General features: G+C 47.8%; 28 protein-coding genes. 9 read left to right on the top strand and 19 right to left on the bottom strand.

Annotated features, from left to right (window positions below):
* Window positions 1-138 precede the first annotated feature (138 nt).
* From BQ5379_RS01865 to BQ5379_RS01930, 14 genes are all read right to left on the bottom strand, one after another.
* Window positions 139-564, bottom strand: coding sequence for a YopX family protein (locus tag BQ5379_RS01865; RefSeq protein ID WP_071133864.1), 426 nt, complete (start codon window positions 562-564; stop codon window positions 139-141).
* Window positions 564-872 (bottom strand): hypothetical protein, encoded by a 309-nt coding sequence (locus tag BQ5379_RS01870; protein WP_071133865.1) that lies wholly within the window; start codon window positions 870-872, stop codon window positions 564-566. The genes BQ5379_RS01865 and BQ5379_RS01870 overlap by 1 nt, the downstream gene beginning before the upstream one ends.
* A gap of 1 nt (window position 873) precedes the next feature.
* Window positions 874-1,476: a hypothetical protein gene (locus tag BQ5379_RS01875; RefSeq protein ID WP_143039363.1), complete on the bottom strand. Its 603-nt coding sequence runs from the start codon at window positions 1,474-1,476 to the stop codon at window positions 874-876.
* 11 nt (window positions 1,477-1,487) lie between these two features.
* On the bottom strand, window positions 1,488-2,975 hold the full coding sequence (locus tag BQ5379_RS01880; RefSeq protein WP_071133867.1) for a DNA cytosine methyltransferase: 1,488 nt from the start codon (window positions 2,973-2,975) through the stop codon (window positions 1,488-1,490).
* An 89-nt stretch (window positions 2,976-3,064) separates the two neighbouring features.
* Window positions 3,065-3,628, bottom strand: coding sequence for a P-loop NTPase family protein (locus BQ5379_RS01885; protein ID WP_143039364.1), 564 nt, complete (start codon window positions 3,626-3,628; stop codon window positions 3,065-3,067).
* Window positions 3,558-4,454 (bottom strand): DUF4373 domain-containing protein, encoded by an 897-nt coding sequence (locus BQ5379_RS01890; RefSeq protein WP_071133869.1) that lies wholly within the window; start codon window positions 4,452-4,454, stop codon window positions 3,558-3,560. Before BQ5379_RS01890 ends, BQ5379_RS01885 begins: the two co-directional genes overlap by 71 nt.
* Entirely contained in the window at window positions 4,454-8,194 is a 3,741-nt protein-coding gene (locus tag BQ5379_RS01895; protein WP_071133870.1) for an SNF2-related protein, read from the bottom strand. The genes BQ5379_RS01890 and BQ5379_RS01895 overlap by 1 nt, the downstream gene beginning before the upstream one ends.
* Window positions 8,191-8,532, bottom strand: coding sequence for a VRR-NUC domain-containing protein (locus tag BQ5379_RS01900; RefSeq protein ID WP_071133871.1), 342 nt, complete (start codon window positions 8,530-8,532; stop codon window positions 8,191-8,193). The genes BQ5379_RS01895 and BQ5379_RS01900 overlap by 4 nt, the downstream gene beginning before the upstream one ends.
* 2 nt (window positions 8,533-8,534) lie before the next feature.
* On the bottom strand, window positions 8,535-9,026 hold the full coding sequence (locus BQ5379_RS01905) for a hypothetical protein (RefSeq protein ID WP_071133872.1): 492 nt from the start codon (window positions 9,024-9,026) through the stop codon (window positions 8,535-8,537).
* A gap of 12 nt (window positions 9,027-9,038) precedes the next feature.
* On the bottom strand, window positions 9,039-9,455 hold the full coding sequence (locus BQ5379_RS01910; protein WP_071133873.1) for a NinB/YbcN family protein: 417 nt from the start codon (window positions 9,453-9,455) through the stop codon (window positions 9,039-9,041).
* Between the two features lie 14 nt (window positions 9,456-9,469).
* The gene (locus BQ5379_RS01915; protein WP_071133874.1) at window positions 9,470-9,922 is read right to left on the bottom strand and encodes a hypothetical protein; all 453 of its coding nucleotides are present in this window, start codon (window positions 9,920-9,922) and stop codon (window positions 9,470-9,472) included.
* A 3-nt stretch (window positions 9,923-9,925) separates the two neighbouring features.
* Window positions 9,926-10,810, bottom strand: coding sequence for an HNH endonuclease (locus tag BQ5379_RS01920; protein WP_205408186.1), 885 nt, complete (start codon window positions 10,808-10,810; stop codon window positions 9,926-9,928).
* A complete protein-coding gene (locus BQ5379_RS01925) occupies window positions 10,800-11,333 on the bottom strand; it encodes an NUMOD4 domain-containing protein (RefSeq protein ID WP_071133876.1) in 534 nt (177 codons plus the stop codon). The genes BQ5379_RS01920 and BQ5379_RS01925 overlap by 11 nt, the downstream gene beginning before the upstream one ends.
* Window positions 11,314-12,252, bottom strand: a complete 939-nt coding sequence (locus BQ5379_RS01930; protein ID WP_071133877.1) for an ATP-binding protein — start codon at window positions 12,250-12,252, stop codon at window positions 11,314-11,316. Before BQ5379_RS01930 ends, BQ5379_RS01925 begins: the two co-directional genes overlap by 20 nt.
* A gap of 151 nt (window positions 12,253-12,403) precedes the next feature.
* Between BQ5379_RS01930 and BQ5379_RS01935 the strand changes: the two genes are divergently transcribed.
* Complete coding sequence (locus BQ5379_RS01935; RefSeq protein ID WP_071133878.1) at window positions 12,404-12,739, top strand: hypothetical protein; 336 nt, start codon at window positions 12,404-12,406, stop codon at window positions 12,737-12,739.
* 217 nt (window positions 12,740-12,956) lie between these two features.
* On the opposite strand, the gene BQ5379_RS01940 is transcribed toward BQ5379_RS01935, so the two are convergent.
* The 5 genes from BQ5379_RS01940 to BQ5379_RS01955 all read right to left on the bottom strand — a co-directional run bounded on the left by BQ5379_RS01940 (window position 12,957) and on the right by BQ5379_RS01955 (window position 14,776).
* Window positions 12,957-13,139 (bottom strand): hypothetical protein, encoded by a 183-nt coding sequence (locus BQ5379_RS01940; RefSeq protein ID WP_071133879.1) that lies wholly within the window; start codon window positions 13,137-13,139, stop codon window positions 12,957-12,959.
* Window positions 13,140-13,195: 56 nt separating this feature from the next.
* Window positions 13,196-13,495 (bottom strand): DUF3853 family protein, encoded by a 300-nt coding sequence (locus tag BQ5379_RS01945; protein WP_071133880.1) that lies wholly within the window; start codon window positions 13,493-13,495, stop codon window positions 13,196-13,198.
* A 445-nt stretch (window positions 13,496-13,940) separates the two neighbouring features.
* On the bottom strand, window positions 13,941-14,111 hold the full coding sequence (locus tag BQ5379_RS11185) for a hypothetical protein (RefSeq protein WP_159431196.1): 171 nt from the start codon (window positions 14,109-14,111) through the stop codon (window positions 13,941-13,943).
* 13 nt (window positions 14,112-14,124) lie between these two features.
* Entirely contained in the window at window positions 14,125-14,439 is a 315-nt protein-coding gene (locus tag BQ5379_RS01950; RefSeq protein WP_071133881.1) for an SH3 beta-barrel fold-containing protein, read from the bottom strand.
* Window positions 14,440-14,458: 19 nt separating this feature from the next.
* Window positions 14,459-14,776 carry a hypothetical protein gene (locus BQ5379_RS01955; RefSeq protein ID WP_143039365.1) on the bottom strand — a complete coding sequence of 106 codons (318 nt, stop codon included), beginning with the start codon at window positions 14,774-14,776 and terminating at the stop codon, window positions 14,459-14,461.
* A 142-nt stretch (window positions 14,777-14,918) separates the two neighbouring features.
* Here BQ5379_RS01955 and BQ5379_RS01960 point away from each other — a divergent pair, with 142 nt between their 5' ends.
* The 8 genes from BQ5379_RS01960 (at window position 14,919) to BQ5379_RS01995 (ending at window position 25,659) form a co-directional block, all read left to right on the top strand.
* Window positions 14,919-15,563 (top strand): LexA family transcriptional regulator, encoded by a 645-nt coding sequence (locus BQ5379_RS01960; protein WP_071133883.1) that lies wholly within the window; start codon window positions 14,919-14,921, stop codon window positions 15,561-15,563.
* Between the two features lie 44 nt (window positions 15,564-15,607).
* Window positions 15,608-17,059 carry a hypothetical protein gene (locus tag BQ5379_RS01965; protein WP_071133884.1) on the top strand — a complete coding sequence of 484 codons (1,452 nt, stop codon included), beginning with the start codon at window positions 15,608-15,610 and terminating at the stop codon, window positions 17,057-17,059.
* A 93-nt stretch (window positions 17,060-17,152) separates the two neighbouring features.
* Window positions 17,153-18,004 (top strand): hypothetical protein, encoded by an 852-nt coding sequence (locus BQ5379_RS01970; protein ID WP_071133885.1) that lies wholly within the window; start codon window positions 17,153-17,155, stop codon window positions 18,002-18,004.
* A 138-nt stretch (window positions 18,005-18,142) separates the two neighbouring features.
* Window positions 18,143-18,436, top strand: a complete 294-nt coding sequence (locus BQ5379_RS01975; protein WP_071135501.1) for a hypothetical protein — start codon at window positions 18,143-18,145, stop codon at window positions 18,434-18,436.
* A 188-nt stretch (window positions 18,437-18,624) separates the two neighbouring features.
* Window positions 18,625-20,181 (top strand): type I restriction-modification system subunit M, encoded by a 1,557-nt coding sequence (locus BQ5379_RS01980; RefSeq protein WP_071133886.1) that lies wholly within the window; start codon window positions 18,625-18,627, stop codon window positions 20,179-20,181.
* Complete coding sequence (locus BQ5379_RS01985; protein WP_071133887.1) at window positions 20,178-21,368, top strand: restriction endonuclease subunit S; 1,191 nt, start codon at window positions 20,178-20,180, stop codon at window positions 21,366-21,368. Before BQ5379_RS01980 ends, BQ5379_RS01985 begins: the two co-directional genes overlap by 4 nt.
* Window position 21,369: 1 nt before the next feature.
* Window positions 21,370-22,320 carry an AAA family ATPase gene (locus BQ5379_RS01990; RefSeq protein WP_205408187.1) on the top strand — a complete coding sequence of 317 codons (951 nt, stop codon included), beginning with the start codon at window positions 21,370-21,372 and terminating at the stop codon, window positions 22,318-22,320.
* A gap of 231 nt (window positions 22,321-22,551) precedes the next feature.
* Complete coding sequence (locus BQ5379_RS01995; RefSeq protein WP_071133888.1) at window positions 22,552-25,659, top strand: type I restriction endonuclease subunit R; 3,108 nt, start codon at window positions 22,552-22,554, stop codon at window positions 25,657-25,659.
* Window positions 25,660-25,740: the final 81 nt, after the last annotated feature.

Below are 25,740 nucleotides of genomic sequence, written 5' to 3' on the forward strand. Positions count from 1 at the left end.
CAGGACTTTGTGGATAAGTCTTACGAGTCTCAATCAACCGTTTCTGCCAATATGGTTTCATTTCCCGGTACTCCTCGCGCTTCTCTCCGCGTTCAATCATTTCGTACCACTGCTTTTTGAGGGGCAGGTAAAGCGTTTTCATTCCTCACCTCCTTTCAGCAGTTCGGGGTTGTCCCAAAGGTTTCCAATCAATTCCATAATTCCATGATCATATATCGGTGCCCATGGTGTTTCTTTGTCTTCTGCAATGCAAAATGCCCCATAACTAAATACTATCACAAATGGGTATGTCGGCGATGGATAATCTTCATCATTGTATTCCAACATCACAATATCTCCTTCCCACACATCTTTCCCGTTCTTGTCTTTCAGCCCCGTGTACTGGCCGACGGTTTTTTGATCGACTTCTTTCGCAACAAGAACAATTTGACCGTCATCATCATCTTTAAAGGTTGTTTCAGAGGATGCTTTATAAATAAAGAATCTCCCTTGATTCTCTATAAGGTCACCGAAAATCCATTCGCCTGTTTCAAGGCTTTTCCCTCGGAATTTAATTTCACGCATTACTGTTCCTCCAGTGCTTTTTTGATTACTGCCTCTGCTTTGTCGATAAGCGAGCTATTTTTAAGACCTTTGAGCAAACCAGAAATTCTCTTAAGTTCTGAGGCCATCTCTTGCGATACCTCCAGCAACTCAGGAGCAGCCGCGATAAGGCGAGCGTCAGCTTCGGCTTTCTCTTTATTGTCAGTTTCGGCAACCGCGATAACATTGCCATTTGCAGAACGAGCTGACACGCAATCTTTCCATCCATCATCAATATCTGCGATTTCCCACGGCCCGGGTGTTCCTTTGAATTTCAGTTTCGTTTCCATGTTATTCAACGATTTTAATGTTCAAGTTTTTCGCAGTGACGTTCTGGCGAATGATGGTCGGTGCCAGCTCGTTCACCGGTGCCGGGATCTTTTTCAACAGGCCGGGAATAGCTTTTAGCTCTCCGGCGTGGTCGAAGCGGAACCGGTAGCTCAGCCGGGAGTTGTACTCACTGATAAGCTGCACAAGGGCAATGGCGATGCTCTTGTATTTCGAGACCTCCAGCGGCTCTTCGACTCCGGCTACCGATTCGTCAATGATCCGGTAGCATATATCGGATCGATCTATGTAGGGGAGGCTCATGTCGGCTATTCCGTGTTCGGTTCGGGCCCTGAATACGTGGTCGGCCTGTTTGCTTACGCTGGCGGTTATCGTGTCCATTCGGGTCATTGCACGTTTAATTTCGTGGCGGAGCATCCCGGCGTGTTCGAGTGCCCGGGTGAGGTCGTAGGTGATAGTCACTAAACAGGCGACGAAGAGCAGCATATCAATGGCGTAATAGGTTTGTTCGATCTCCGTCTCCGTAGGTTTGGGTGGATAGGCGACGTACTGATCCATCATCAGTTTCATTCGCCCGTAATGCGTGAATCGTGCGTTGGTTATCATATTCTGAAACATTATGCGACTTTTTTTCCCGGACAGAGGTTCTGCTGAATCAGTTGCGCACAGAGCGCCTCACACAATACCCTGGCCATATTCACCTCCACAGCATTACCGATGAATTTCTTTTGGTCAGCCTGTGTCCCGACGAGAACATAGTCAGCGGGAAACCCCATGATCCGCTTCAACTCTTGTATGCGCAGCATCCGCATTTTGATATCGACAATCCCGTACAGGGCCATGAATCGCTTGATTTTTGCCATTGTCGGGCTGTCGTTCGGGCTTATGGCTATTGCACTGTCGTAATGGTCTGTCCGGCATATAACGAGATGATGTTTAGGATTGGTCGTAACCGTCGGTGCCGGATTATGGATGCCATATGGAGTTCCGTTCCCGTACTGCATGTCCACTAATGCGAGGCGATCTCTCGTCGTCAGTGTCGGGGCAGGTGCGTCAATGCCGTGATTGTGACCATTCCCGTAATATGCCGTGATAAACGAGTGGTGATCTCTCGTTGTAATGGTGCCTGCCGGTTCTTCTACCGACACGCTTTTACCTTCCGGACTACCTCCATAATACTTGGAAAGGAAATTCACCTGAGCCACTCCGAGCCTTCCCTGAGTAGCTATCGTCGGACACGGTTCGTCAATGCCGGGAGCATGGTATTTTCCGGTACGGCTCATGGAGTTGTATTTGATCAGGAACGCCTCTTTTCCTCCGGCGACGAACTTGACCAGACCCGCGTAGATCCGTTTTAGCGTCGCATCGACAAGCGGTTTCTTCCGTCCGAATATGCTTTCCCCCTCATCCGAAAAATCCAACACTTCCCGTACGGGTTTCCATCGCTGCAATCGGCCGAACAGTCCCAAGGTTCCATCTTTGCTGTGAGTCGGTTCCGGAAATACGATCGGCAGGCAACCTTTGGCAAATATGCCGAAGAACCTTCGGCGGGTAGTGTAAGCTCCATAGTCGGCCGAATTGAGTATGCGATGTGCGAAGCGGTAGCCATAGCCGCACACGTTAGTCACCCAGCGTTTGTACAGTCGGCCGGCATCCTTGCTGATGGGTTTCCCGTTTTCGTCGAGGTCGCCCCAACTCATAAACTCTTCCACATTTTCGATTTGTATGTAGTCGGGATTGATAGCTTCGATATACCGGAAGAGGTGCTCGGCAAGAGTGCGGCTGTCCGCATCACGAGGTTGTCCCCCCTTTGCCTTGCTGAAGTTGGTGCATTCGAGACTGGCCCACAGAACTACGAATGCATCGGGATATTGTCGCCGCATATCATTGAGGTGATTTGTCAGCGGCGCAAGTTCCAGCGTCCGGATATCTTCCGTAAAATGGAGAGCATCGGGATGGTTGGCGGCGTGCGAGGCAATGGCGTTTGCGTCATGATTTACGCAGGCAACAACCTTAGCACATTGCTGATCGTTGTATCGTGCGTTCTCAACGCCAGTGGAGGTACCACCGGCACCGCAGAACAGGTCTATGTACATCAGTTTCATCGTTCAAGTTGTTTGGGTGTTGCTCATTTCCTGAAGCTTTGCGCCCCGAAAGCGAGGCGGTTGAACATCTCGTCCATTCGGTCCGCGATTCATTCGCCGTACTTGACCTTCAGGCTCTGGTCATCTTCGTTGGTGGTACACAGGGTGAATTTCATTGTCTCGTAGCGGTGGTACAGGATCTCGACCAGGGGCATCCGAACCGTCCCAAAATCTTTGATCTCGACCGGTTCGGTCCCCAGGTCATCGATGAAAATCTGAGTTGCGGTTTTGAAGCGGCTGAACCGTTCGGGATCTTTGATTTGCAGGTCGGCCGCAGTGGAGGCAGTCATCGTCCAGACGTTACGTCGGTTCAGTACTTCGATCAGGCGGCAGACGGCACGTGCCATGGTCGTTTTCCCGTTTCCGCACCGACCGCACAGCATCAGTCCCGGTTTTTTGCGGTCGGAACACAACCAGCGGCTGACCGTGGTCAGCATTCCTTCGATCTCCGGTGTGGCGTCGTACCGTCCCCGGCGGGCCAGTACCTCCGCTTCATAGCATTTTTCGAGGATCTGACGCACCTGATCGACCGGTTGGTCGATCTTAAAAGTCGTCGTCGCTGCGGTAGACGGGGTTATTCGGGAGAGTACGTCGGTCAGTTGTTCGGGTGTCATGGGTGTTTATTTGTGGTTTGAGTTCGAAGAATCCGGCCCAGTTGTTGGCCATTGCCTCCTCGACGATCTGCCGGGCCGTGGCAGGGTCTCCCCGCGACAGGCGTAGGAGTTTCGAGTAGCAGGCGTTGAACCCCTTTTGTCGGTAGGTCTGTCCGCGTTCAGACTTGTAAGCAAGCCAATCTGCCACGATGGGTTGGAACGCAGGTTCGACAAAGGAGGTATCGAGCGCTTCTTTCTTTTTGGCGCAACTTTTTCTTTTTTTTCCCGGCGCAGCCGGGGGATCGTCCGGTAGGGAAGTGGGGGCTTCCTCTCTCGTTTTGTCCGGTTCGTTTCCCCCAAGGGGGGATAAAGGGGGGATATTATTTACTTTACTTTTCTTTACTTTGCGGCAACCTGGCTGAATAATCGCGGATGTTTCCGGAATATTCTTCGATTGTTCCGGAATAATCCGGTATTGTTCCGGAATAATGATCTCCTTGCGTTTGGCCGCCGTGCACATCTCTATGTATCTGCGTTGGATGGCCGATGAGGTTAGGACACTCCCGCTTGCCAGCAGTTCTTTGTCGAAAAGACCCACAGAGCAGCAGTAGTTCACAATCTCCTTCACCTGCGTCTCCTTCAAGTCGAAATACTCGGCCACGTCAAAGACAGTACTTTCGTCCCATTCAATGTAACAGCCTCGTACCCGATAGATCTCGCATAGGATGTAATCGTACACGGCGATACCCGTCCCTCGGAACACCTTCTTCAGTCGCTTGATGCGGATGTCCTGATACCGATCCGTATCGACCCGGTAGTAATCGAGAGATGTCTTGATATTCGCCATTACCTGTTTGTCAAAATGTTAATGACCCCGTTTATCACGCTCTCCTGTACCTCGTTGCGGGCACCCGTGATCTGATCGCTCATGTCGCGTTTCTCGGCAATCAGCTGGTAGATGTCCTCGTCGATGGTATCTTTCCCCAGGAAGTAGGTACACTGCACACTGTCGGTCTGGCCGATGCGATGACAATTATGAACTACAGACAGGCCTAATACAAATGATTCTGTATCATCCGTGGTTATATCGTAGACACGAGGACGAATCCCATTTTTCTTTTTCGGAAAGTACGTATACACTGATTGCACTAATGCTGCATTACTCGTTTGAGACTCAGAATAGGCAATCACATGATGTCCTGTCGTATTTTTCGAAACTGTAGGCCTATATCCAGCGCGTAGAATCAATCGAGCAACCTGCGAGCACAATTTGTCAGAAGCCGTAACATACTCATAGCGACCTTTTCTATAATATCCATCACTACTCATCAAACCGGACAATATCACTCTGCTTTGCCGCTCATTTAGATACATCAAAAATTCAGGTAATTGTTTCCCTTGTGCTTTGTCTCCAAAGTGCTTTTTGAAGAACATGGCCCACTCGCCTGAATAAGCTCGTATTTCATGACCGGCATCCCGCCCTTGATATTCACCACAATGTAACCCGATTGAACGAAACCATTTTTTGCATCTTTCGAGCGAATCTTTCTTTTTGACACCGTGTCCGGCTACGGAAATAAAGCGTCCTTTGCCCTCGTAAATAGAGGCAAAACCATCTCCTACGAAATATCCGAATACAAACAAGGTGTCGTCTGTGATGTTCACAGATTCAGGAGCTTTGATTAGTCGTCCATTAGAAATGGTTTGACCATAGTTTCCTGTAAAAGAATCATTGATTCGACAGTCTTGATCAAATGGGATTTCACGTAACTCGTCTTCACTGCGTTCGGGCTTCGGCATCACAATTTTATCACCCGGAAGTAAAGAACTGGCTTCTTTCCATCCGTCCAAAGTCAAATAGCAATGGTCATTCGTGGTTTTCATCGTTCCAAAGCCTTCTACAGTAATCTCTGTAACTAATTTCGTATTCCCTTTACTCCATGCATCTTTGACAATTGCGATCTCTCCGAATCGATTGATAATCCTATCACCAATCCTAATTTGCTCAATAGGTTTCCATCCATCCGGAGTTAGTATAGGCTCGCCCTCTACAATGCAGCGGTCTTCGCACTGCTCGCAGTCGGCCGGGTGCCACGGTAGCTCCACAAAGGCGACCCGGCTGCTGGCCGTCAGGGTCAGCCCCACGCCGGCCGCTTTGATCGAACAGATGATGATCTTGACAGCCGGGTTGTTCTGAAAAGCATCCACGTGCCGCTGGCGGGTGGCCATGTCGTCGTCCCCGAAGATGGTGACGGCATCCGGGAAGCGGCTTTTCAGTTGCTGCTGCACGTCCCGCAGGTGGGTGAAGAGGATGATCTTCTCACCGGCTGCCACCACGTCGCTCACGTAATCCGCCACATCGTCGATCTTGCCGCGTGCCGAGATATTCTTGAGGATGCCGATGCGCACCATGATTTCGCCCCGCATCGAGCGCTGGATCTCCTCGTCCGTGGCCGAACGGTAGCGTTTCAGGTAGTCGGCCAGGTCGTTCAGCGCCTCGTTGTACTCTCGTCGGGTGGTGATCTCGCACAGGACAGCCTGTCGTATCTTGGCCGGCAGATCGGTCAGCACGTCGGATTTCTCGCGACGGTAGAAACAGGTTCGGCGCAGCATGACGTTCAGCTCGCGCCACCGGTTGTCGTCTTCGCAGAACCACTGCAGGAAGTTCTTGTAGCCGCCGAGGTCTCCGATGCGGTCGATGATCCCCAGCTGCGATACGATGTCCTTGGGCTTGTTCACCACCGGCGTACCGGTCAGCAGTACGATGTACTCCTTGCCGGAGCAGATCCCCTTGACGAACTTCGTCTGTTGGGTCTTGAGATCCTTGGTGCGGTGGCTTTCGTCCACGATGACCGACTCGAAGAGCTTGATGCGATCCGAGAAACGGATGTGGTTCAATCGGAGCGGCGCTTTCTTGCCATCGGGCTGGAGGGGCTGCAGGATGTCGGTCACGAAGTACTTTTTCAGACTCTCGTAGTTCACGATAAAGAAGTCCACCATCCTCGATTCCCAGAACAGAGGCCATGTCTTGCGTACCTTGTCCGTAAGGATCATGGCTTTTCGGTGGGTCCACAGCTCGATTTCGCGCCGCCAATTCTCCTTCAGGGACGACGGGCAGATGACCAGGCAGGGGAACGCCCCGGCGGCGGTGATGGCCGCTATTGCCTGACCCGTGTTATGCGTTACGATATAGTTGTCGGTAATGTAGAGGCTATCGGGTGCGGATACCTTTATACATTGAACCTTTTCGTTTCCAACATACTCGATCGACTGAATATACCTCGACGCATAGTTGCGAGTGGCAACTCTCCATTCTTCTACCTTGCGTTGTATCTTGAATGGACAACGATTGATGCGCACGTTCACTTGCCATTCCGTACTTTTTCCTTCATGACTACGATCGTATTCACGAATGATGGCCTGCCCGCCAAGCGATTGAACAAGTTCCGAAATCCCATCGACAAGCCCGCGGGCACAGGAATGAAAAGTAATGCGGTTCCTCTTTGCACTTCCGTCCGAATCCATTAAGCCCATCAGAAGTTCTTCCCGTTGTTCAACGGAGGCTGTGAGGTATTCTGCGGGAATGAATTTGTCTTTCCCTTTCACATTGATACCCAATCGTTCAATCTCGGCTTTGAACGGATTCTTATGCGTTGTGCCGGTCTGTGAAATAAAGTATTGGGGACAGGCTGGATGCCGATTTACCCGAAGTTTGAGGTTCTCAGGAAGTAATGCCGTTATACGACCCACTGTTTCTATCTCACAATCCGGTATAGAGATGCAAATCTCGTCTCCGCAAAGCGATCCATCGCCAAGCAAAAGCCCCATGATATACGGAGGTATAACAAACTTCCTTTGAGGGTATTGAACTGGTGCTATAATGGGGATTTCCCATTTGAGAACAGCTTTTCGACCTCCTTGTATCCTCGTTTCACTGACGCTGTATTCTATTCCACGTTCCAAAAGCTCGCTTAGGGTTTTAATCGTCCATCCGTGTCCACGACGCCGCCTATTTACATCACGAACACACCATAAGTGTTCAATGTCGCATTCGGTGCAGAACCCGTCATTCAACGTTACGCGATATACCGGACGGGTTCCTTGAGGAAATACACCTTGTACCTCATATATTCGACCATCTTTCCCGAAGACTTTCTGACCGACTTTCATCTCCCCCATTGTCATCCACCCGTTGGGGGTAGCGATCTTTGCGGTCAATGGTTGGGCTTTTCCGAGTCCCGGCTGATCCCCTACGATCAACCGCTTTTTGTCGAGGATGTATTGCACGCCGGTTTTCTGGAAGGGGAACAGGTTCCGTTTGAGCGGTATATCGACACTCAGCGGGCGCATCTCCGGTACGGTGTAGTCGAAGTTCCGGAAGATGTTCGGCGTACTGCCGTCCTTGACCAGAAAACTGTATCGGCTGGCCAGCTTCTGTACGAACTCTTTGGAGGTAGCCGGAGCCGTCCAACATTTGCGCACCGGGTCGAACCGGCGGCCGGGGATCAGCTTCACGTCGGAGATGATCCGCTGGGAGTAGTCGAATGCGATGACGAACTCTCCATTTTGTTCGATGATTTGTCTCATAGCAGATAGGAATTGACCGTATCCATAAATTCTTCGAGAGAGCGGCACACCTGGTAAAGGTTGCCGTGTCGGGAGGTCTTTTCTTCCCACTCGCGCTGGAGGTCGGATTGTTTGCCGCGGCCGTACTTCATCTCGATACAGAGGCATCCGAACCCCTTGCGGGGGATAAGCAGAAGCAAGTCTGCGACACCGGCAACAACCCCTTGTTTTTTCAGGTTCACTCCTTCGCGCGACTCCCGATAGCCTCCGTTCGGCACATGGAGCAGCATGCCGCGATACTGCGGGTACTGAAGGTTGAACCACTGTACACAGGCCGTTTGCAGACTTGCTTCACTCATGCTCAGGCGTTTTTCCGGGTGAACTGACCACTGACATTGCGCGGCTTACTCACGGCTGGGGCAACTTCATCGGTCGAGCTGATGATCGGCTCGGCCTCCAGCTCCGTTTCCTCGTTCTCTTCGTCCTGGGCATTCTCGGCCTCCCGCTGCTCCCACTGGTTAAACAGGTTGTGGTCGGTGTCGTTCATCGGCTCCTCCCACTGTTCGCCGGTGTCGATGCGGGTGAGGGTCTTTTTGCCTCGCACGGGCAGGTGGTAGTCGATCATTACGGTCACTTCACGCATCTCGTAACCGGAGGCTACCTTGTCCGACAGGGAACTGATCTGCTCCTTGGCGATAGCGATTCGGCTGCCGTACTCGGCCACGACCGATTTTTTCTGTTCTTCGATCTGCCGCAGCTCCTGATTCTTGGCCGACAGGTCGCGGCCCAGATCCAGCATCTCGGCCGGGGTAAATTCGTACTTGAGGGTTCGTCTGGTTTTCTGTTGTTCCATTGTTGGTTTCGGTTAAATGAATTTTGAGTAGTATGCTTCGAAATCGTCCCACGCGTCGTCCTGAGGCGTGGGGAGCACAATGCCGAGTTCCGTGGCGGCAAACTGCTGCACCCGTTCGAGGTAGGCGGTCATCTCGGCGGTGTCGAGCGCTGTGGTAGAGCGGGGGATCAGTATCTTGTACCTGCCCAATGCCCATTGCTCATCCACCCCGAGCAGGCGTTGTTTGAATAGCTCGTGCAAACGATCCTTGTGCTCGCCTGTCTCATCCATGATGCACTTCAGCCACATCCAGTAGAGACGGTTTTGGTCCACGCTTCGCTGTTTGCGTTTGAGCTTGATTTCGACCGTGTACTGTTTCCCTTCGGGGAGCCGCTCCACGTATTCGATAATCTTGCGTTTGTCGGTTGGCAGAAGTATTTTGAGCAACATGGCAGGAGGATAGGTTAGAAGGGTAGATCATCGTTGGGAGAGACCGGCGGCTGCGCGGCGGGTGGAGGTGTGGCGGGCTGTCCGCCCGGGAAGCCTCCGCCCCACGGAGCCGGGGCGCCGGTATGCAGAGGTGGCTGCTGAGCTTGCGAGCCTTGCGGGTTCTGCTCGGCGGGGCCCGGTGCGGGATTCTGATAATTGGGTGCCCCATAGCCGGCTCCGTAGGCTTGACCCGGCTGAGGCTGCTGATATGGTTGCTGGGGTTGCGGTGCCCGTTGGGGTTGTTGCTCTTCGAAGATGGAGGCGAAGCCGTCCCAGTCCAGCGGTACTACGTCCAGTTTGATGAACTCATGCCCCTGGTCGTCTTGAAAAATCTTGCCGATGGTGGTCCACCGGGTTTTCTCTTCGCCCTGTGCGGTGGAGTATCTGCGGCCGGTGACAATGTTCCGGCGACGTACAATGTTGGCCATATGCTATCCTCCGAAGATTCTGGTATCTGTTATCAGGTGCCGGTTCGCTTCGATAAACTCGATGAGCAGTTCGCAGTGCTCGACCAGTCGGGGAGTGTCTCGCGCCGGATCGAAGCGGTAGGTCTCGGTGAAGGTCTCCGCTTTCAGCAACCGGCCGTCCGTGCGGCTGAACGAGAGAGCCGCCACGTTGTACTCGAAATCGTATATCGGGTTCCCGCTCTGTTCGAGGCAGTAGGGGTAGACCAGATGCTGCCAGTGGTGGCGGAACTTGCCGAACGAATATTTGCCGGTCGTCTTGATGTCGTGCACACTCATCGGCATCAGCTCGTCGATATACCCGTAGAGTTCCACCACCCCGTACCGCGTCGGCAGCAGGGCTTTGGTCAGCACCTGCGGGATGGCGCCGCGGTAGTAGTCGGCAAACTCCCGGCAGAGGGTTATCGGAAAGGTGAACTGCCGGTTGTTGAAGGTGGCTTTCAATGCTTCAACTTCCTTGGGAAGGGAATCTATAGCTCTATTGTACGCGTCTAAATACTTTCCGCACTGTCTGCTAAAATCACAGTTTCTTTCCCGGCAAAATCTGTCGCACACTTCATACGGATCGACATTGCCATGCTTGTATACTCGCTCGATCTCCATCTTTTCCGACCGGCGGCCCAGGATCAGACAGTCTACAATCTCGTTGAATGCCGTTCCGCGATCGGCCGCTTCGCTGTCGAACGGCACCCGGTTGATGCGATCGATCAGCCCCTGGAACTGCTCGCGTTCGAACTCCTCTTCGGTTTTACCGGGGGAATCGGAATTCCCCCAGTACTCCTGATAAATCCGGTCGCTGTGCAGGTACCCTTCGAAGGCGTCGAGTAACGTTGCCCAAAACCTATAATTCATTGTCTTCATAGAATTTCCATCTAAACCCTTTGTGAGTTTTTTGTTCTCCTCGACAACATCTTGAGATGAGCGTGGAAAAGTAACCTAGTTCTTGTTCTACCTTGTAGGCCGACTCCCATACTTTGATAGGCCTACCCTGAATATCGCATTGCACTATCTGTTTGCGGTAATGTTTACCATGCCGACAGGCGTGCCCGATATTGTCTTGTACCGAAACCCATTCGAGATTCTCTACACTGTTATTTGACTTGTCAAAATCAATGTGATTGACGGTTTCAAACCCCATTGGATTCGGAATGAAAGCTTGCGCAACAGCTCGGTGCGCAGCAATAGTTCGACGAACATTGCCAACAGAGAGAACCATTCTGAAATATCCATTAGGAGCTTTAGAGAATACCCGTATCTTTTCCTTACTGCGCCGTCCGCGTTTCAGGCTCTTAACACGCCCGAGGCTACTGATCTGGTAGTAGCCTTCAAACCCGGCAATGTCTCGCCATTCTTCCTTAGGCTGCTGGCTGCTCATATTGCTTGGTCTGTTTGTTGAACACAAGGCCGAGTTCTTTAGCCTTGTCCGTGATAAGGGTCTTGGAGGCGGCTTTCGAACTGCCCACGTGGGCGAACTTGTTGATGTTGGCGACAAAGAGGTTCATCGTGTCGGCGTCGTTGACCATCTCCAGTTCCTCTTTGATCTGCCCCATCACGTCGAGATACTGCTGGTGCAGCTCTTCGCTGCGGTGCAGGTAGGCGAGGTAGGGGGCTATGACGGAATCGGCCAGAAAGGTGTTCGGCAATCCGTTACCCTGGGCATCGACCACCACGGGCAATTCCATCACAGCCGGGAGGTTGCAGGTGTTCTTGCCGTCGTTGCGGCTGCTGGGGTTGAACGTAATGGTGCGCCGGTTGCCGTTCATCTCAACATAACCGACCAGGTCGAGTTCGGTCACAAGGCTGTCGTAGTTGGATCCGCCGAAGAGCGGCACGTAACGGATATCGTCCCCTTCGGTGAGCGTCCGGCGGTGGGCCACGAAGATCAGGTGTTTGTTCTTGCTGGTGCAGAGCTTGCAGAATGCGGTAAACTCTTGCTTGACTTCGCCGTACCCCTGCAGGGTCAGGGCGCCGTTTTGCTTGCCCAGTTTCGGGTTGCGGGCAATGACGTATTGTGCCATGAAGTCGAGCAGCTTGCCGCCGGTGTCAATGACGATCGTTTCATATTCGGACAGATCTTCGTGCATCACGTCGAGCACTTCGTTGTAGCTCGACACCTGCAGTGTGTCCGTGCGGTGCGCCACATTGATGCGGTGCACGCCACCGTCGCAGTCGATCAGCAGCGGTTTCGGGGCCGACAGACCGAGGGTCGTTTTTCCGAAGCCGGGCTGGCCGTAGATGATTGCCTTGATTTTGGGTTGCACGACTATTTCGTGCGGTTTGCGAATCAGTGTCATAGGTATTGTGTTTAAGAGGTTGTTTTGCCTGTTATCTGCAGTGTCCGAAAAATACCGCAGCCGACTTCCATGCGTCACCAGAACTTACCCCTGAAGGCCGTCGGTGCCCGGTTTTGTCTATCTTTGGTCTGTTACCAAAATTTTCTTAAGCATGATTTGTCGTCAAAAGCTTTCGGACAATGAAAAGACGGTTCTTAAAGCTGCTGCCGGAGCCAAAAACCATTTCATTCAAGATACGGACACCGATCTGCCACTGGAGTTATTTGCGGCAGCATTGCTTGCCCTGCAAAACAAGGGAATGGCATACGGTCACGTTTCCAATCAAAAGGGGCAATGTGCCATGTATCTGTCCGACTACGGGATGCAGTATCTTTCAAAATATCCGCGTCTGCGGAATCCGGTAAAGTGGAAGGAGGTAATATGGTGGATCGGCAGTGTTCTTGCGATTGCGAGCACGATTCTTTCGATCTACAACTTCTGCAAGTGAGCACCAGGTTAACACCGAACAGCACGATCATTATGATGCTCATTGCGGTGAAAATGTTTTCGCTTGTCTTTCCCATCGCCATACTGTTTATGTTGCTCCTTGCCCCTTACCGGCACTCGGTTCCAGAATGACTCTCCCACGTATGTCTACCGGGAAAAGCATCCGTTCGATTACCGAATCAGGAGTGGGGTAGAAGTCTCTGTTGAACATGGTCGGGTCAGTTCGTTTCCGATTCGATACCGGCGAATTCATACCCTTTTGGGGTCGCCTCCTGAGCACAGCGGATGATCTCGTCATAGTCTGCATTGGGACCGAAATAGCCGGTCGTGCGCTTGTAATCTCCGGGGTTGCTCTTAAAGGGGTTCGCCCCGATTTTCACGTAGATAGCTGTTACTTTCATGGCTGTTATGGTTACTGGTTTATACTTGTTTGGGGATCAGTTGCCTGCTGGCGTAATTACCGATTGCGTCCCCCGGTCTTCTGTTTCAGCAGATCCAGTGCTTTGTCCAGATCAATGATGATGGTTCGCCCCTCTTGGGTCACAGCGTCTTTGATTCTACCGCTGCGTATCAGCTTGCCGGCCCATCCGATACTAACGTTCAGAGCAGCAGCCAGCCCCTGATATCCGAATACAAGGTTCTTTTTGGGCGCCTCTTGCACGGTAACCTGCGTAGGAATACCCCCTTTCAGCACCTCTTTGAGTTGGCCGACCGTTAGCATTGCGATTGGCGTGTCGTCTGTAATTGTCATATTCATGGCTACTCGATAGTTGTTTGAGCATACGGCGGGAATCGAACCCGTTAATGAATCATCACCAACCAAAGCAGTTGCGGCCTATCCATTTAACCGTCTATCGTATGCTATGTGATCTTAGTTCAAGTCACGCCCCTTGCGAGAGGATCGGGTTTCGTAGAGTCCTTTGGCAATCAGGACTCGTTTGATTCCCGGGATCGACATGTCGAATTGCCTGGCGACGGCATCCATAATTCTGTTCGGCTTACAATCCGGGTGCTGGTTTTTCAGTTTGAGATATGCTTCGCATATCGCCTTGCGTCTCTCTTCGATTGCTTTTTCTCTTGGGGTTCTCAGGTCTATTGTCGTCATACCATTGTTGTGTGTAAGTCATTAAAAAGTCCCCTGCCCAGTGATCTATCTTTAACCCAAACCTAATTGATACTCTGGCAGCGGGCAGGAGACCCGTTTATCTGTATTTTTCTGTTCTGCTGTACCGTGTGGCTTCACTTTCAGCCTCACGCAGTTTCGACGTGTCATGGTGTCCTTGCTTTTCGGCCAGCGTCCGGCACCATGCAGCGACCATGGCGAAAAGGACTACACCAATAATTAACATGATGGTTAATTCGTCGCTCATCATCGTTTGGTACGGTTCAATCGATGGTTATCAAGTTTTCAATTCTGAAGGAGCGGAAACCGGCGGCCTCGACATCATAGTATTTGATCGTAGTCGGGGTGTCTCTGCCGGTGCCCTTTACCAGCGAGGCAACGTCTTGCAGTGTGCCTTTGGCGTGCCGCAGTGTGCCGTCAGCTTTTTCGTAGGCAAAAGCCACCACGCCGGTACGCATTCTTTTGATCAGCCGATACAGTACCCATGCACGAGCCAGGCATACGGCGAACGCTTTGCCCGTGGTGCGGTAAAATACCCACGCCCGGCGCATGATATTTGAAAGGTCGTTGCGTTTCATAGCGATTCGTTTTAGGGTATTAGCAGATATAATTTTCGAGTTTGTATTCGTCAAAGTCGTTAGCGATCTGTTCGCCGTCTTCGTCGAGAATTTCGCAAGAGCCGTAGTTGAATGACACACTGCGAATCCAATAGTCGTCCCCCCAGACTTCGCGGGTAGGCGTGTAGTAGATACAGCCCGCAGCACTGATGCTGTAGATCATGCCGGCTTTGTCCTCGAATTGTTCGTCGAGCAGACAGAAAGTCATCGTGCCGTCGTAGTTGTCCTCGGCCGTGTCTTTGATACGTTGAGCCACGTCCGAATAGATCATTTCAGGTACTGTTATCGTTGCGTCCATGGCATTGTTTTATTATCGTTTTATTCTTACTTTTGAAACAGTGTTGCTCAGTTGTTGTAGAACCACACTGCAAATATAAAAGCAATGCTTTAATTATGCAAGTGATTTTTGAGCATTTCTTTTACCAAAGCTAAGGCCCAATATGGAAAGTACAGTAAAACAGAGACTTATTGAGTATTTGGACTTTAAAAATATTTCAAAGTCTGAATTTGGACGACGTATTGGAGTTTCAGCAGCTTTTGTTGGATCTATGCGAAAGTCTATTCAACCTGATAAAATTAAAAGCATTGCTATCGAATTTCCCGACCTTAATACTGGTTGGTTGCTCACTGGAGAGGGCGATATGCTGAAAACCACACCGTCCTCTTATTCCGTATCGGCCACCCATAGAGGAGTGCCGTATTACGACGTGGATTTTATCGGCGGCTTTGATGTGGTGCTGAACGACCAATCCCGCAATCCCGATTACTACATAGACTTCCCGGCTTACAACAAAGCCGATGCCTGGGCCAATATTACAGGCCATTCCATGGAACCGCTCATTAGCCATGGAGACATGATTGCGCTGAAAAAAATCGAAGATTGGCAGAATTACATTTTATATGGTGAAGTCTACGGAATCGTCACCAGTGAGTATCGCACAGTGAAAAAAGTGCGTAAATCGGCCAAAGGGGAAGACTATTTGCGATTGGTGCCAGTAAACCCGGAATTTGACGAGCAGGATATCCATAAGTCGATTGTCTTGGGTGTGTTCCAGATCATCGGTTGTGCAAAGCGAATCTTCTAAAGACAAGCATAGATCCAAACGACACACGCCACTTAAAGACTATTATGAAGTTTTCCCCATATACATGGAGTTTGTACACGTCGTCTGATGTAGGCAAAGCAACTATTGCATTGTTCGATCCGGAAACTGGCGAGGATTGTTATGAAGCAGCGGTTAAGTTTAACCCTCAGCTAAACTTCCTTGCTAAAACTGATTTTGCAATGATCTGTGACGATGTGTTTAGCAGTGCTTATGATTCGGATATCGAATCATTCGACGATGCTAAGCAGGTATATATGGAAATAATAGATCTTGGCATACGCATAGAAGGTTGCCAAACCTTACTCCCTAAAGATTATGAGGTCGCATTGCAACTTACCGCACCTGTGTCATTTGGCTTGTACGTTCGATGCAAGGAGTATTATTTCCCAAACTTCTTCCAGTACAATGCTTATGCTTTGAAAAACTTGGCCGACTACTTTGAAATGGAATTACCGTCCTACCCAAAGAAAAGCGACTATCGTGCCCGTTGCATGTACTACTGGGAATTGTGCGAAATGTTCTATCGGTTTCGCTGCGAGAATGGCTTGTCTCCAGAGGAACTGTGCGCCTTCATTTATGATTTTGCCCCTAACGTTATACAAACAGATAAAAACGACAACCTTCCTCGACCTGCGAATGCCTGGTTTATCGGTGGCGTTCTGCCCGAAGCAGATAAAACATCTGATAAGATCAATTCATGGCAATCAAATGTAGCGACAAAACGAGGCGATATCTTGATCCATTACGAGACGGCCCCGGTTAGTGCGATCACTGCAATGTGGATAGCCATAACTGATGGAATAATCGACCCGTTTTTTCATTGGTACTCATGGGTATATATGGGACAATACCAATCGCTTTCCCCTATTTCATTAAAAGACTTACAAGCAGACAATTACTTCTCGAAGCATCCGCTTGTGAGAAAGAAATTTCAGGGTGTAAATGGGTGGCAAATCACAGGGCAGGATTATAATGAATTACTGCGGTTAATCCGATCCAAAAGAGGAGCTGTAGATAATTTGCCAAAACTGTATGCCCCTCCTGCGCCTATTGCTTTGAACATAGAGAAAGAGCGCGATGTCGAAACGCAACTCCTTGAATACTATCTCAATAAAATGGGCTATATCGAGAATCGTGACTATCGTCGTCAGTTGTCGATCCATGCCGGGAGAGGGCATCGCATTTTTCCGGATTATGCGCTCCATTATGATGATACGCCCGATTATGAGACTGCAAAAGTATTGATTGAGGCTAAGTTGGAAATACGAAATAACATCCAGCTCGAAGAGTGCTTCAAGCAGGCGTATTCATATGCGAAACTGCTGGAATCATCAGTGATCGTGTTGTGCGACAAACACGGATTGTTCGTGTATGAGAAACATGAGAGCTTTGACCGGACACGATATACTCGATTCTATTGGGGAGAACTCGAAACTCCTGACACTTTTAATAAGCTAAAATCCAAACTGCAATAAAAAGAGTGAAGCACACTACAAAGAAACCCGGAATTTACTACGCCATGCTAAGCAGGGCAATAAAATAATTCAAAACCATAATTCTGAACAACTATGAAAACACGCTATTACCTTTTGCTGGCAACTAGTTTTACATTAATGAGTTGTGGACGTATTTCCGAGCAACAATATGCGGCTTTACAAACAACTTGTGACTCACTAACTACAGTCATCCAAACCTTAAATAAGGAAATTGATGAATTGAAAAATGGAGAGGCAAGATTAGTTAATCTGGCTAAAAACGCTTATGATTCTCAGAATTATATCCTTGCAGAACAATACATTCAACAATTAAAAACTAAACACCCTGAATCGAATCAAATAGCGTATTTTCAATCTATAGAGCCAAAACTCAAACAAAAAGCATCAGAGCAAAGGGCTATAGAAGAGAAACGAATAAAAGATAGTATTCGACTGGCCAACATTGACAATCTCGGAATATGGCAGATTGGATATTATGTAGACAATTTTGGTGACCAGACGAGCGAAGCGTATGTTTCTACAGATATTATGGGGACATTTAGTAATTCAGCCACCACGAACTCAGATCTAGCAGTACGCTTCTTAATAGATAAAAAAAGTATTCGTATACAGCTATATGAATATGCTCGCAATCATCCAATAAAAGGAGAAGGTATAGTTGTATTTACAGCAAGGGATGCTAATGGAACGCAATATTCCTTTGAGACTTTTAATAGTGATAGTGGAGATAACGGCGTCTCCCGGGATGGTTATGATATGAGAAAAGATTATGATACCATAATGAAATTATTGAAATCCGGAGGTCAAATAAAATTTATTGCAGTAGCTAACAGGTTTGGCTCTCCTAGTGAATATAAGTTCACCATCAATAATGCAGACTTTTTCGATAATGCTTTGCTAAAAGCAGGCATAGAGGCTCTATGACAATTTGACTTCTTCTGTGTCATTATATTTTTAACAGCGAATAACATTGACCGAATACATTGATATTGAAGCTACTTCTGTTTGCTCAGAAAATCACAGCTAATATCAATGCACAATTCACAGAAAATAATACTCTCGATGCAAACCGACCAAAGCCAAGTAATCGTAAAACGCTTCTTCGAAGCATTGCAAATACTGAAGGCCAACAAAGTCATTCGGGGAAAACAAACCTTCACCAACCGTTACGGGATAAATCGGTGGAACCTGAATACACTCGAAAAAGAACCCTCACGAGACATATTCCAGGTAGCATGGCTCGAATATCTTGTGCGAGACTACAAAGTGTCCCCCATGTGGCTGATTACAGGAGAAGGCAGCTTTTTCCTCGACGGCTGGAGTGCGCCCTCCGTAATAGCCCTGCAACAAAAATAACAAATCCCAAGTAGTTATGTGACTGATATCCCTATAACACGCATCTGTCTCTTGTTAGGGATACATATGAACGACATATTCAGTACATAATGAAATAAACCGTGATAGGTACATTACAGTTAAACAACAATACATACCCATCATCCCAAGGGATGAGTCCTGATAACTAAACTAAACCAAATCGAAACATGACCAGCATACAGCAAAGGGAAGAATTACAGGCTAAAATTTGGAAGATAGCCAATGAAGTTAGAGGAGCAGTAGACGGGTGGGATTTCAAGCAATTCGTATTGGGCGCTCTGTTCTACCGCTATATCAGTGAGAATTTTGCTAACTACATTGAAGGTGGTGATAAAAGTGTGGATTATGCCAATTTGCCCGATAGTGTCATTACGCCTGCCATCAAGGACGATGCGATAAAGACGAAGGGGTATTTTATCTATCCGAGCCAGTTGTTTGTGAATGTAGTTCGGACGGCGTCGCAAAATGAGAATCTGAATACGGACCTGAAAGATATTTTTGCATCTATCGAGGGTTCAGCCGTCGGGTATGCATCGGAGCGTAACATCAAGGGGTTGTTTGCTGATTTCGATACGACGAGCACACGCCTGGGAACGACGGTGGACCAGAAGAATAAACGATTGCTATCGGTGCTTCAAGGTGTGGCAGAGTTGGATTTCGGCAGTTTTGAGGAGCACCAGATTGATTTGTTCGGGGATGCATACGAGTTTCTGATTAATAACTATGCTGCGAATGCGGGAAAGTCAGGGGGGGAATTTTTTACACCTCAAAATGTGTCGAAGCTTCTGTCTCGATTGGCGATGTGTGGACAGGTGAGTGTCAATAAGATATATGACCCGGCAGCGGGTTCAGGTTCGTTGTTGCTCCAAGCACGGAAGCAATTTGAGGAGCATATCATTGAAGATGGCTTTTATGGTCAGGAGATAAATCATACGACCTACAACCTAGCTCGGATGAATATGTTTCTGCATAATGTGAACTACGACAAGTTTCATATTGCGTTGGGTGACACGCTGACCGATCCTCAGTTTATGACTGATAAACCCTTTGATGCGATAGTGTCGAATCCTCCGTATTCGATAAATTGGGTAGGTTCGGATGATCCGACGCTCATCAATGACGACCGATTTGCTCCGGCAGGGGTATTGGCTCCGAAGTCTAAGGCCGATTTTGCCTTTGTGCTCCATGCCTTGAGCTACCTTTCGAGCCGGGGCCGGGCCGCCATTGTCTGCTTCCCGGGGATCTTCTACCGGGGCGGCGCCGAACAAAAGATCCGGAAATACCTGATCGACAACAATTATATCGAGACCATCATCTCCCTGCCGCCTAATTTGTTCTACGGCACCCCGATTGCCGTGAATATTATGGTCCTGTCCAAGCACAAGCCCGATACCAAGACGCAGTTTATCGATGCGAGCGGGTCGGGATTTTACAAGAAGGAGACGAACAACAATGTATTGAAGGAGGCGCATATCAATAAGATAGTATCGCTTTTTGACCGTAAGGAGGATGTACGTTATGTATGCCGATCTGTTGCTTATGAGGAGGTAGTAGAGAACTCATACAATTTATCGGTGAGCAGTTATGTGGAGTCCGAGGATACCCGTCCTCAGACCGATATCAAGGATTTGAATGACCGTCTTCGCCGCATCGTGGCCCGGGAGAACGAATTGCGCGCGGAGATAGATAAGATAGTTTCAGAATTAGAGGAGGATGCTTTATGAGTAAGTTAGCAGAGTTGTTGCAGTGCCTATGCCCCGATGGGGTGGAGTACAAAGCCCTTCAAGACATCGTCAGTGTAAATAGAGGAAAAAGATTAGTAAAAAGTCAATTGTCTGACGATGGAGAATATGAAGTATATCACGGAAGTAAAGATAGTATCTTAGGTAAATACACCCAGTATAATGCGCCTGCGAATACTACAATTGTAGTGAATACTGGTGGAATTGGAGGTGTAAAATTCTTAGACAAACCGTTTTGGTGCTCTGATGGTAGTTTTTGGTTAGGACAATCAGACGACATCAACAGTAAATATCTTTATTACTGTTTGTCTATACATGAAGATTACTTTTATTCACAACGACGAATAGGAGGTGTACCTACTATCGATAGAAGCGTTGTTGCAAAATTTAAGATACCCGTTCCTCCGCTTGCGGTTCAGGAAGAGGTGGTGCGCATCCTGGATGCCTTCACTTCGTATACAGCGGAGCTGCAGGCGGAGCTGCAGGCGGAGCTGCAGGCGAGACAGGAGCAATATACCTATTATCGGAATCAACTCCTGGCCTTTGCCCCCGATGACCCTGCCATCAGATGGATGAAATTAGGGGAGGTGTGTGATTTTATCAATGGTTTTGCATTTAAAAGTTCATTATTTAAAGATATAGGACTGCCTATTATTCGAATTACGAATATTAAGGGTTCTATAGTAGACTTAAGTGATGTAAAATATTTTTCTTTGCGCGATTATAATACAGACTTAAACCAATTTAAAATATCTAAAGGGGATATTTTAATTGCAATGTCAGGAGCTACTACAGGGAAAGTAGGGTGTTATATTGATGACCGTGATGCATATATAAATCAACGTGTTGGAAAGTTTGTCCCAAATGAACAGAAATTAAATAAGCGATATTTGTTTCATTTTTTAATATCCAAAACACGAGAATTATATGTGATGGCAGGTGGCGGGGCACAACCAAATTTAAGTTCGAAAAAATTAATGGAGACTTGTGAGCTACCCATTCCTACACTTGCCGAGCAGCAGCGCATCGTTGCCATCCTCGACAAATTCGAAACCTTGGTCAACGACATCGCACAAGGACTCCCTGCCGAAATCCAACTCCGACAACGCCAATACGAATACTACCGAAACAAAATCCTCGATTTTCCCCATAAAATAACCGAAGATTGACATGGGACAGACATTGACCGAAATAGCCCAAACACTTCGCGACACCGATAAGAAGGTGCAGTTGATTTATGCCTTTAACGGGGTCGGCAAAACCCGCCTTTCCCGCGAATTCAAAGAATTGGTGTCCCCAAAAATGGACAACGACACAGATGATGATGCCGACAAAAAAGGAAAAATTATCTATTACAGTGCGTATACGGAAGATTTATTCTATTGGGATAATGACTTGGATGAAGATAAAAATAGAAAACTGATTATACACCCCAATGGATTTACAGACTGGATACTTAAAGAGCAAGGCCAGGAAAGAAACATAATAACACATTTCCAACATTATACCAGCACAAAGCTAACACCCCGATTCAATGAAGAATATCGCACCAAAGACAAAGACAATAATGAGATTACCATTAGAGCCTATTCAGAAATTTCGTTCTCGATTGAGGCTGGGAATGATGAAAAAATTAACAAAGTAAAAATTTCAAAAGGTGAAGAAAGTTGCTTAGTCTGGTGCTTCTTCTATAGCTTGCTCGAACAAGTTGTAGAGGTATTAAATGTAGCTGAGGAGGCCGACAGACCAACACCCCAATTTAATGACTTGAAATATGTATTTATTGACGACCCCGTCAGTTCATTGGATGACAACCACTTAATCGAGTTGGCTGTAAAACTTGCAGAGTTAATCAAATCAAGTCAATCGGATGTCAAATTTGTGATTACTACACATAATCCATTATTCTATAATGTACTCTATAATGAATTCAACAATGCTGACAAGCGTTATGGATACAAACCTAAACACTCAAAAAAACTGCGATTAGAAAAGAAAGAAGATGGGACATATGCTCTTGAAGAACAATCGGACGACTCGCCATTCTCATACCACTTATTGCTCTTATCAGAACTTGAAAAGGTTGTACAATCTGGTGAAATAAAAAAAATATCATTATAACTTCTTAAGGCAAATATTGGAGAAAACATCGACCTTTCTTGGATATTCCGGGTGGAGAGAACTGTTACCTCAGGATGACGCCCAAGAAGCATATTATTCCAGAATTATAAACTTATGTAGCCACGAAAAACACGCAGGAGAAGAAACATCTATGATTAATGACACAGATAAAAAGGTATTAACCTTTTTATTAAATAATATCAAAACAACCTGTCACTTCAGAGAGAAAAAATGAAACAGCATAACACCATTGCACAATCCAATCACTTCATCGTACTCGACAACTACACCAAGTACGCCGAAAAATACAATACCCCAACCACATACCAATCCGAAGCACTACTCGAAAAAGAACTCCTGATTGACCTCCAACAACTGGGATATGAATACCTCCCAAACCTAAATACTCCGGAACATCTTCTGAACAATGCCAGAACCCAAATTCAGACCCTGAACCAGGTCCAATTCTCCGACCCCGAATGGAACCGATTCGTCATTGAATATCTCGACGAACCCGGAGAATCAATCGTCGAGAAAACCCGTAAAATTCAAGATAACCACATCCATGACTTCGTCTTTGACGACGGACACATCCAAAACATATATCTCGCAGACAAACAAAACATCGCCCGAAACAAAATCCAGGTGATCTCCCAGTTCGAACAACATGGAATACAAGCCAACCGATACGACGTGACCATTTTGGTCAACGGTCTGCCCCTGGTCCAGATCGAACTGAAAAAACGAGGAACACCCATTCAAGAGGCATTCAACCAAATACACCGATACTCCAAAGAGAGCCTGAACGCAGATAACTCCCTGTTCAAATACCTCCAACTCTTTGTCATCTCCAACGGTACCGATACCCGATACTTTGCAAACACCGTCCAGCGAGACAAAAACAGCTTCGACTTTACCATGAACTGGGCGAAAGCCGACAACTCGCTGATCAAGGATCTCAAGGATTTCACGGCAACTTTTTTCCAGAAAAACACGCTCCTGAATATCATTTTCACATATGCCGTCTTCGATACCAACAACACCCTCCTTATTATGAGGCCGTACCAAATTGCGGCAGCCGAGCGGATGCTGTGGAAAATCCAAAGCGCACACGAAGCGAAAAAGTGGGCAACCACTGAAGCTGGAGGATACATCTGGCATACGACCGGATCAGGCAAAACACTCACCAGTTTCAAAGCAGCACGATTAGCCATGAAGCTAGATTTCATTGATAAAGTATTCTTCGTCGTGGACCGTAAAGACCTTGACTACCAAACAATGAAAGAATATCAGCGCTTTTCTCCTGACAGCGTCAACGGTTCTGATAGCACTGCTGGATTGAAACGCAATATAGATAAAGACGACAATAAAATTATCGTCACCACCATCCAAAAGCTCAACAACCTGATGAAGAGCGAAGAGAACCTGCCCATCTATCACAAACAGGTTGTTTTCATCTTCGACGAAGCTCATCGCTCGCAATTCGGCGAAGCACAAAAACTTCTACGAAAGAAATTCAAAAAATACTATCAATTCGGATTCACCGGAACACCCATATTTCCCGAAAACGCATACGGTTCGGAAACCACCGCTAGCGTCTTCGGGCGCGAGTTACATTCCTACGTGATTACGGACGCCATCCGAGACGAAAAAGTACTGAAATTCAAAGTCGACTATAACGATGTACGCCCACGCTTCAAGTACATCGAAACCGAGCTCGACGAAAAAAAATTAACCGCTGCCGAAAACAAACAAGCCCTATTGCATCCGGCCCGTATCACCGAAATCTCCCAATACATCCTCCGGAACTTCCGAATCAAAACCCATCGTAATCAAAGTGGGAATAGAGGCTTTAACGCCATGTTTGCCGTCAGCAGCGTCGATGCCGCCAAATGCTACTACGAGGAGTTGAACCGACTCCAGAAAGAGGCTGAGAAACCCTTGAAGATTGCGACCATCTTCTCCTATGCCGCCAACGAAGAACAGACCGCCATCGGAGAAATTCTGGACGAAAACTTTGAGCCATCGGCCATGAACCTCAGTGCCAAAGAATTCCTCGCCAAGGCCATTCAGGACTACAATACCCTCTTTGGAACTAGTTATGGCATCGACAGCAAAGAGTTCCAGAACTACTATCGTGACCTAGCCAAACGTGTCAAAACCCAAGAGGTAGACCTGGTCATTGTAGTCGGGATGTTCCTTACCGGTTTTGATGCGCCCACCCTGAATACCTTGTTCGTGGATAAGAACTTGCGTTATCACGGTCTGATACAGGCCTTCTCGCGCACCAATCGAATCTATGATGCCACCAAAACGTTCGGAAACATCGTTACATTCCGTAACCTGGAGCAACCGACTATCGATGCCATCACCCTGTTTGGCAACAAAAACACGAAAAACGTCCTCCTCGAAAAGAGCTACAAAGAGTATCTGGAAGGGTTTAGGGACATTCTCTCGGGTGAAGTCCGGCGAGGTTATATCGAAATCGTAAAAGAGTTAGCCGAACGGTACCCCGACACAGACCATATCGCCACAGAAAAAGACAAAAAAGAGTTTGTCAAGCTCTTTGGTGAATATTTACGTGTGGAGAATATCCTGCAAAACTACGACGAGTTCACTGCACTGAAAGCTTTTCAGCGAATCGATAAACAGCACCCCGAGACTATAGAAGCATTCAAGAACGAATATTTTGTAACCGATGAGGATGTTGCCGAGATGCAGAATGTCGAGGTTCCGTCAGACCGCATTATTCAAGACTATCGGTCTGCATATAATGATATACGGGATTGGCTGAGGAGGGAGAAAAGTGGCGCTCAGACAGAAAAATATGCTATGGACTGGGATGATGTAGTTTTTGAGATCGACCTCCTCAAATCTCAAGAAATCAACTTGGACTATATCCTTGAGCTTATTTTCGACCACAATAAAAAGACAATGGATAAATCGTCATTAATTGACGAAATCCGTCGAGTCATCCGAGCCAGCACTGGCAATCGCGCCAAAGAGAGTCTGATAGTGGATTTTATCCATGACACGAATCTGGATTCTATACCTGACAAGGGTAGTATAATAGAGGCATTTTTTGTCTATGCACAAGGCAAACAGAAAAAAGAAGTTGCGGAACTCATTGCCAGCGAGAACCTGAATGAAAAAGAGGCTCGGCATTATCTAGCTGTCTCCTTGAAGCGTGAATTTGCCAGTGAGAACGGGACTGACTTTAATAGTATTCTACCCAGAATGAGCCCATTGAATCCATTGTACCTATCAAAAAAACATCAAGTTTTTGAGCGAATTTCGGCTTTCATAGAAAAGTTTAAAGGCGTAGGAGGGGAGCTGTAGTTTAATATGTTTTCTTAATTAACACCTAATAGGGAAAGGACATGAAAGAAAGCATGTTTAGGGTAATTATTCAATTCTATC

The organism is Millionella massiliensis, assembly GCF_900104655.1.
Classification (GTDB): domain Bacteria; phylum Bacteroidota; class Bacteroidia; order Bacteroidales; family Rikenellaceae; genus Rikenella; species Rikenella massiliensis.

What these genes read in the sequence shown, in the direction of transcription:
- BQ5379_RS01890 (WP_071133869.1), bottom strand. Translation starts at nt 4,454, where the DNA reads ATGGCGAATATCAAGACATCTCTCGATTACTACCGGGTCGATACGGAT.
- BQ5379_RS01900 (WP_071133871.1), bottom strand. Translation starts at nt 8,532, where the DNA reads ATGAGTGAAGCAAGTCTGCAAACGGCCTGTGTACAGTGGTTCAACCTT.
- BQ5379_RS01945 (WP_071133880.1), bottom strand. Translation starts at nt 13,495, where the DNA reads ATGAATATGACAATTACAGACGACACGCCAATCGCAATGCTAACGGTC.
- BQ5379_RS01960 (WP_071133883.1), top strand. Translation starts at nt 14,919, where the DNA reads ATGGAAAGTACAGTAAAACAGAGACTTATTGAGTATTTGGACTTTAAA.
- BQ5379_RS11185 (WP_159431196.1), bottom strand. Translation starts at nt 14,111, where the DNA reads ATGATGAGCGACGAATTAACCATCATGTTAATTATTGGTGTAGTCCTT.
- BQ5379_RS01940 (WP_071133879.1), bottom strand. Translation starts at nt 13,139, where the DNA reads ATGAAAGTAACAGCTATCTACGTGAAAATCGGGGCGAACCCCTTTAAG.
- BQ5379_RS01895 (WP_071133870.1), bottom strand. Translation starts at nt 8,194, where the DNA reads ATGAGACAAATCATCGAACAAAATGGAGAGTTCGTCATCGCATTCGAC.
- BQ5379_RS01930 (WP_071133877.1), bottom strand. Translation starts at nt 12,252, where the DNA reads ATGACACTGATTCGCAAACCGCACGAAATAGTCGTGCAACCCAAAATC.
- BQ5379_RS01905 (WP_071133872.1), bottom strand. Translation starts at nt 9,026, where the DNA reads ATGGAACAACAGAAAACCAGACGAACCCTCAAGTACGAATTTACCCCG.
- BQ5379_RS01975 (WP_071135501.1), top strand. Translation starts at nt 18,143, where the DNA reads ATGCAAACCGACCAAAGCCAAGTAATCGTAAAACGCTTCTTCGAAGCA.
- BQ5379_RS01865 (WP_071133864.1), bottom strand. Translation starts at nt 564, where the DNA reads ATGCGTGAAATTAAATTCCGAGGGAAAAGCCTTGAAACAGGCGAATGG.
- BQ5379_RS01885 (WP_143039364.1), bottom strand. Translation starts at nt 3,628, where the DNA reads ATGACACCCGAACAACTGACCGACGTACTCTCCCGAATAACCCCGTCT.
- BQ5379_RS01915 (WP_071133874.1), bottom strand. Translation starts at nt 9,922, where the DNA reads ATGGCCAACATTGTACGTCGCCGGAACATTGTCACCGGCCGCAGATAC.
- BQ5379_RS01875 (WP_143039363.1), bottom strand. Translation starts at nt 1,476, where the DNA reads ATGATAACCAACGCACGATTCACGCATTACGGGCGAATGAAACTGATG.
- BQ5379_RS01995 (WP_071133888.1), top strand. Translation starts at nt 22,552, where the DNA reads ATGAAACAGCATAACACCATTGCACAATCCAATCACTTCATCGTACTC.
- BQ5379_RS01870 (WP_071133865.1), bottom strand. Translation starts at nt 872, where the DNA reads ATGGAAACGAAACTGAAATTCAAAGGAACACCCGGGCCGTGGGAAATC.
- BQ5379_RS01950 (WP_071133881.1), bottom strand. Translation starts at nt 14,439, where the DNA reads ATGAAACGCAACGACCTTTCAAATATCATGCGCCGGGCGTGGGTATTT.
- BQ5379_RS01990 (WP_205408187.1), top strand. Translation starts at nt 21,370, where the DNA reads ATGGGACAGACATTGACCGAAATAGCCCAAACACTTCGCGACACCGAT.
- BQ5379_RS01910 (WP_071133873.1), bottom strand. Translation starts at nt 9,455, where the DNA reads ATGTTGCTCAAAATACTTCTGCCAACCGACAAACGCAAGATTATCGAA.
- BQ5379_RS01980 (WP_071133886.1), top strand. Translation starts at nt 18,625, where the DNA reads ATGACCAGCATACAGCAAAGGGAAGAATTACAGGCTAAAATTTGGAAG.
- BQ5379_RS01955 (WP_143039365.1), bottom strand. Translation starts at nt 14,776, where the DNA reads ATGGACGCAACGATAACAGTACCTGAAATGATCTATTCGGACGTGGCT.
- BQ5379_RS01965 (WP_071133884.1), top strand. Translation starts at nt 15,608, where the DNA reads ATGAAGTTTTCCCCATATACATGGAGTTTGTACACGTCGTCTGATGTA.
- BQ5379_RS01880 (WP_071133867.1), bottom strand. Translation starts at nt 2,975, where the DNA reads ATGAAACTGATGTACATAGACCTGTTCTGCGGTGCCGGTGGTACCTCC.
- BQ5379_RS01970 (WP_071133885.1), top strand. Translation starts at nt 17,153, where the DNA reads ATGAAAACACGCTATTACCTTTTGCTGGCAACTAGTTTTACATTAATG.
- BQ5379_RS01985 (WP_071133887.1), top strand. Translation starts at nt 20,178, where the DNA reads ATGAGTAAGTTAGCAGAGTTGTTGCAGTGCCTATGCCCCGATGGGGTG.
- BQ5379_RS01935 (WP_071133878.1), top strand. Translation starts at nt 12,404, where the DNA reads ATGATTTGTCGTCAAAAGCTTTCGGACAATGAAAAGACGGTTCTTAAA.
- BQ5379_RS01925 (WP_071133876.1), bottom strand. Translation starts at nt 11,333, where the DNA reads ATGAGCAGCCAGCAGCCTAAGGAAGAATGGCGAGACATTGCCGGGTTT.
- BQ5379_RS01920 (WP_205408186.1), bottom strand. Translation starts at nt 10,810, where the DNA reads ATGAATTATAGGTTTTGGGCAACGTTACTCGACGCCTTCGAAGGGTAC.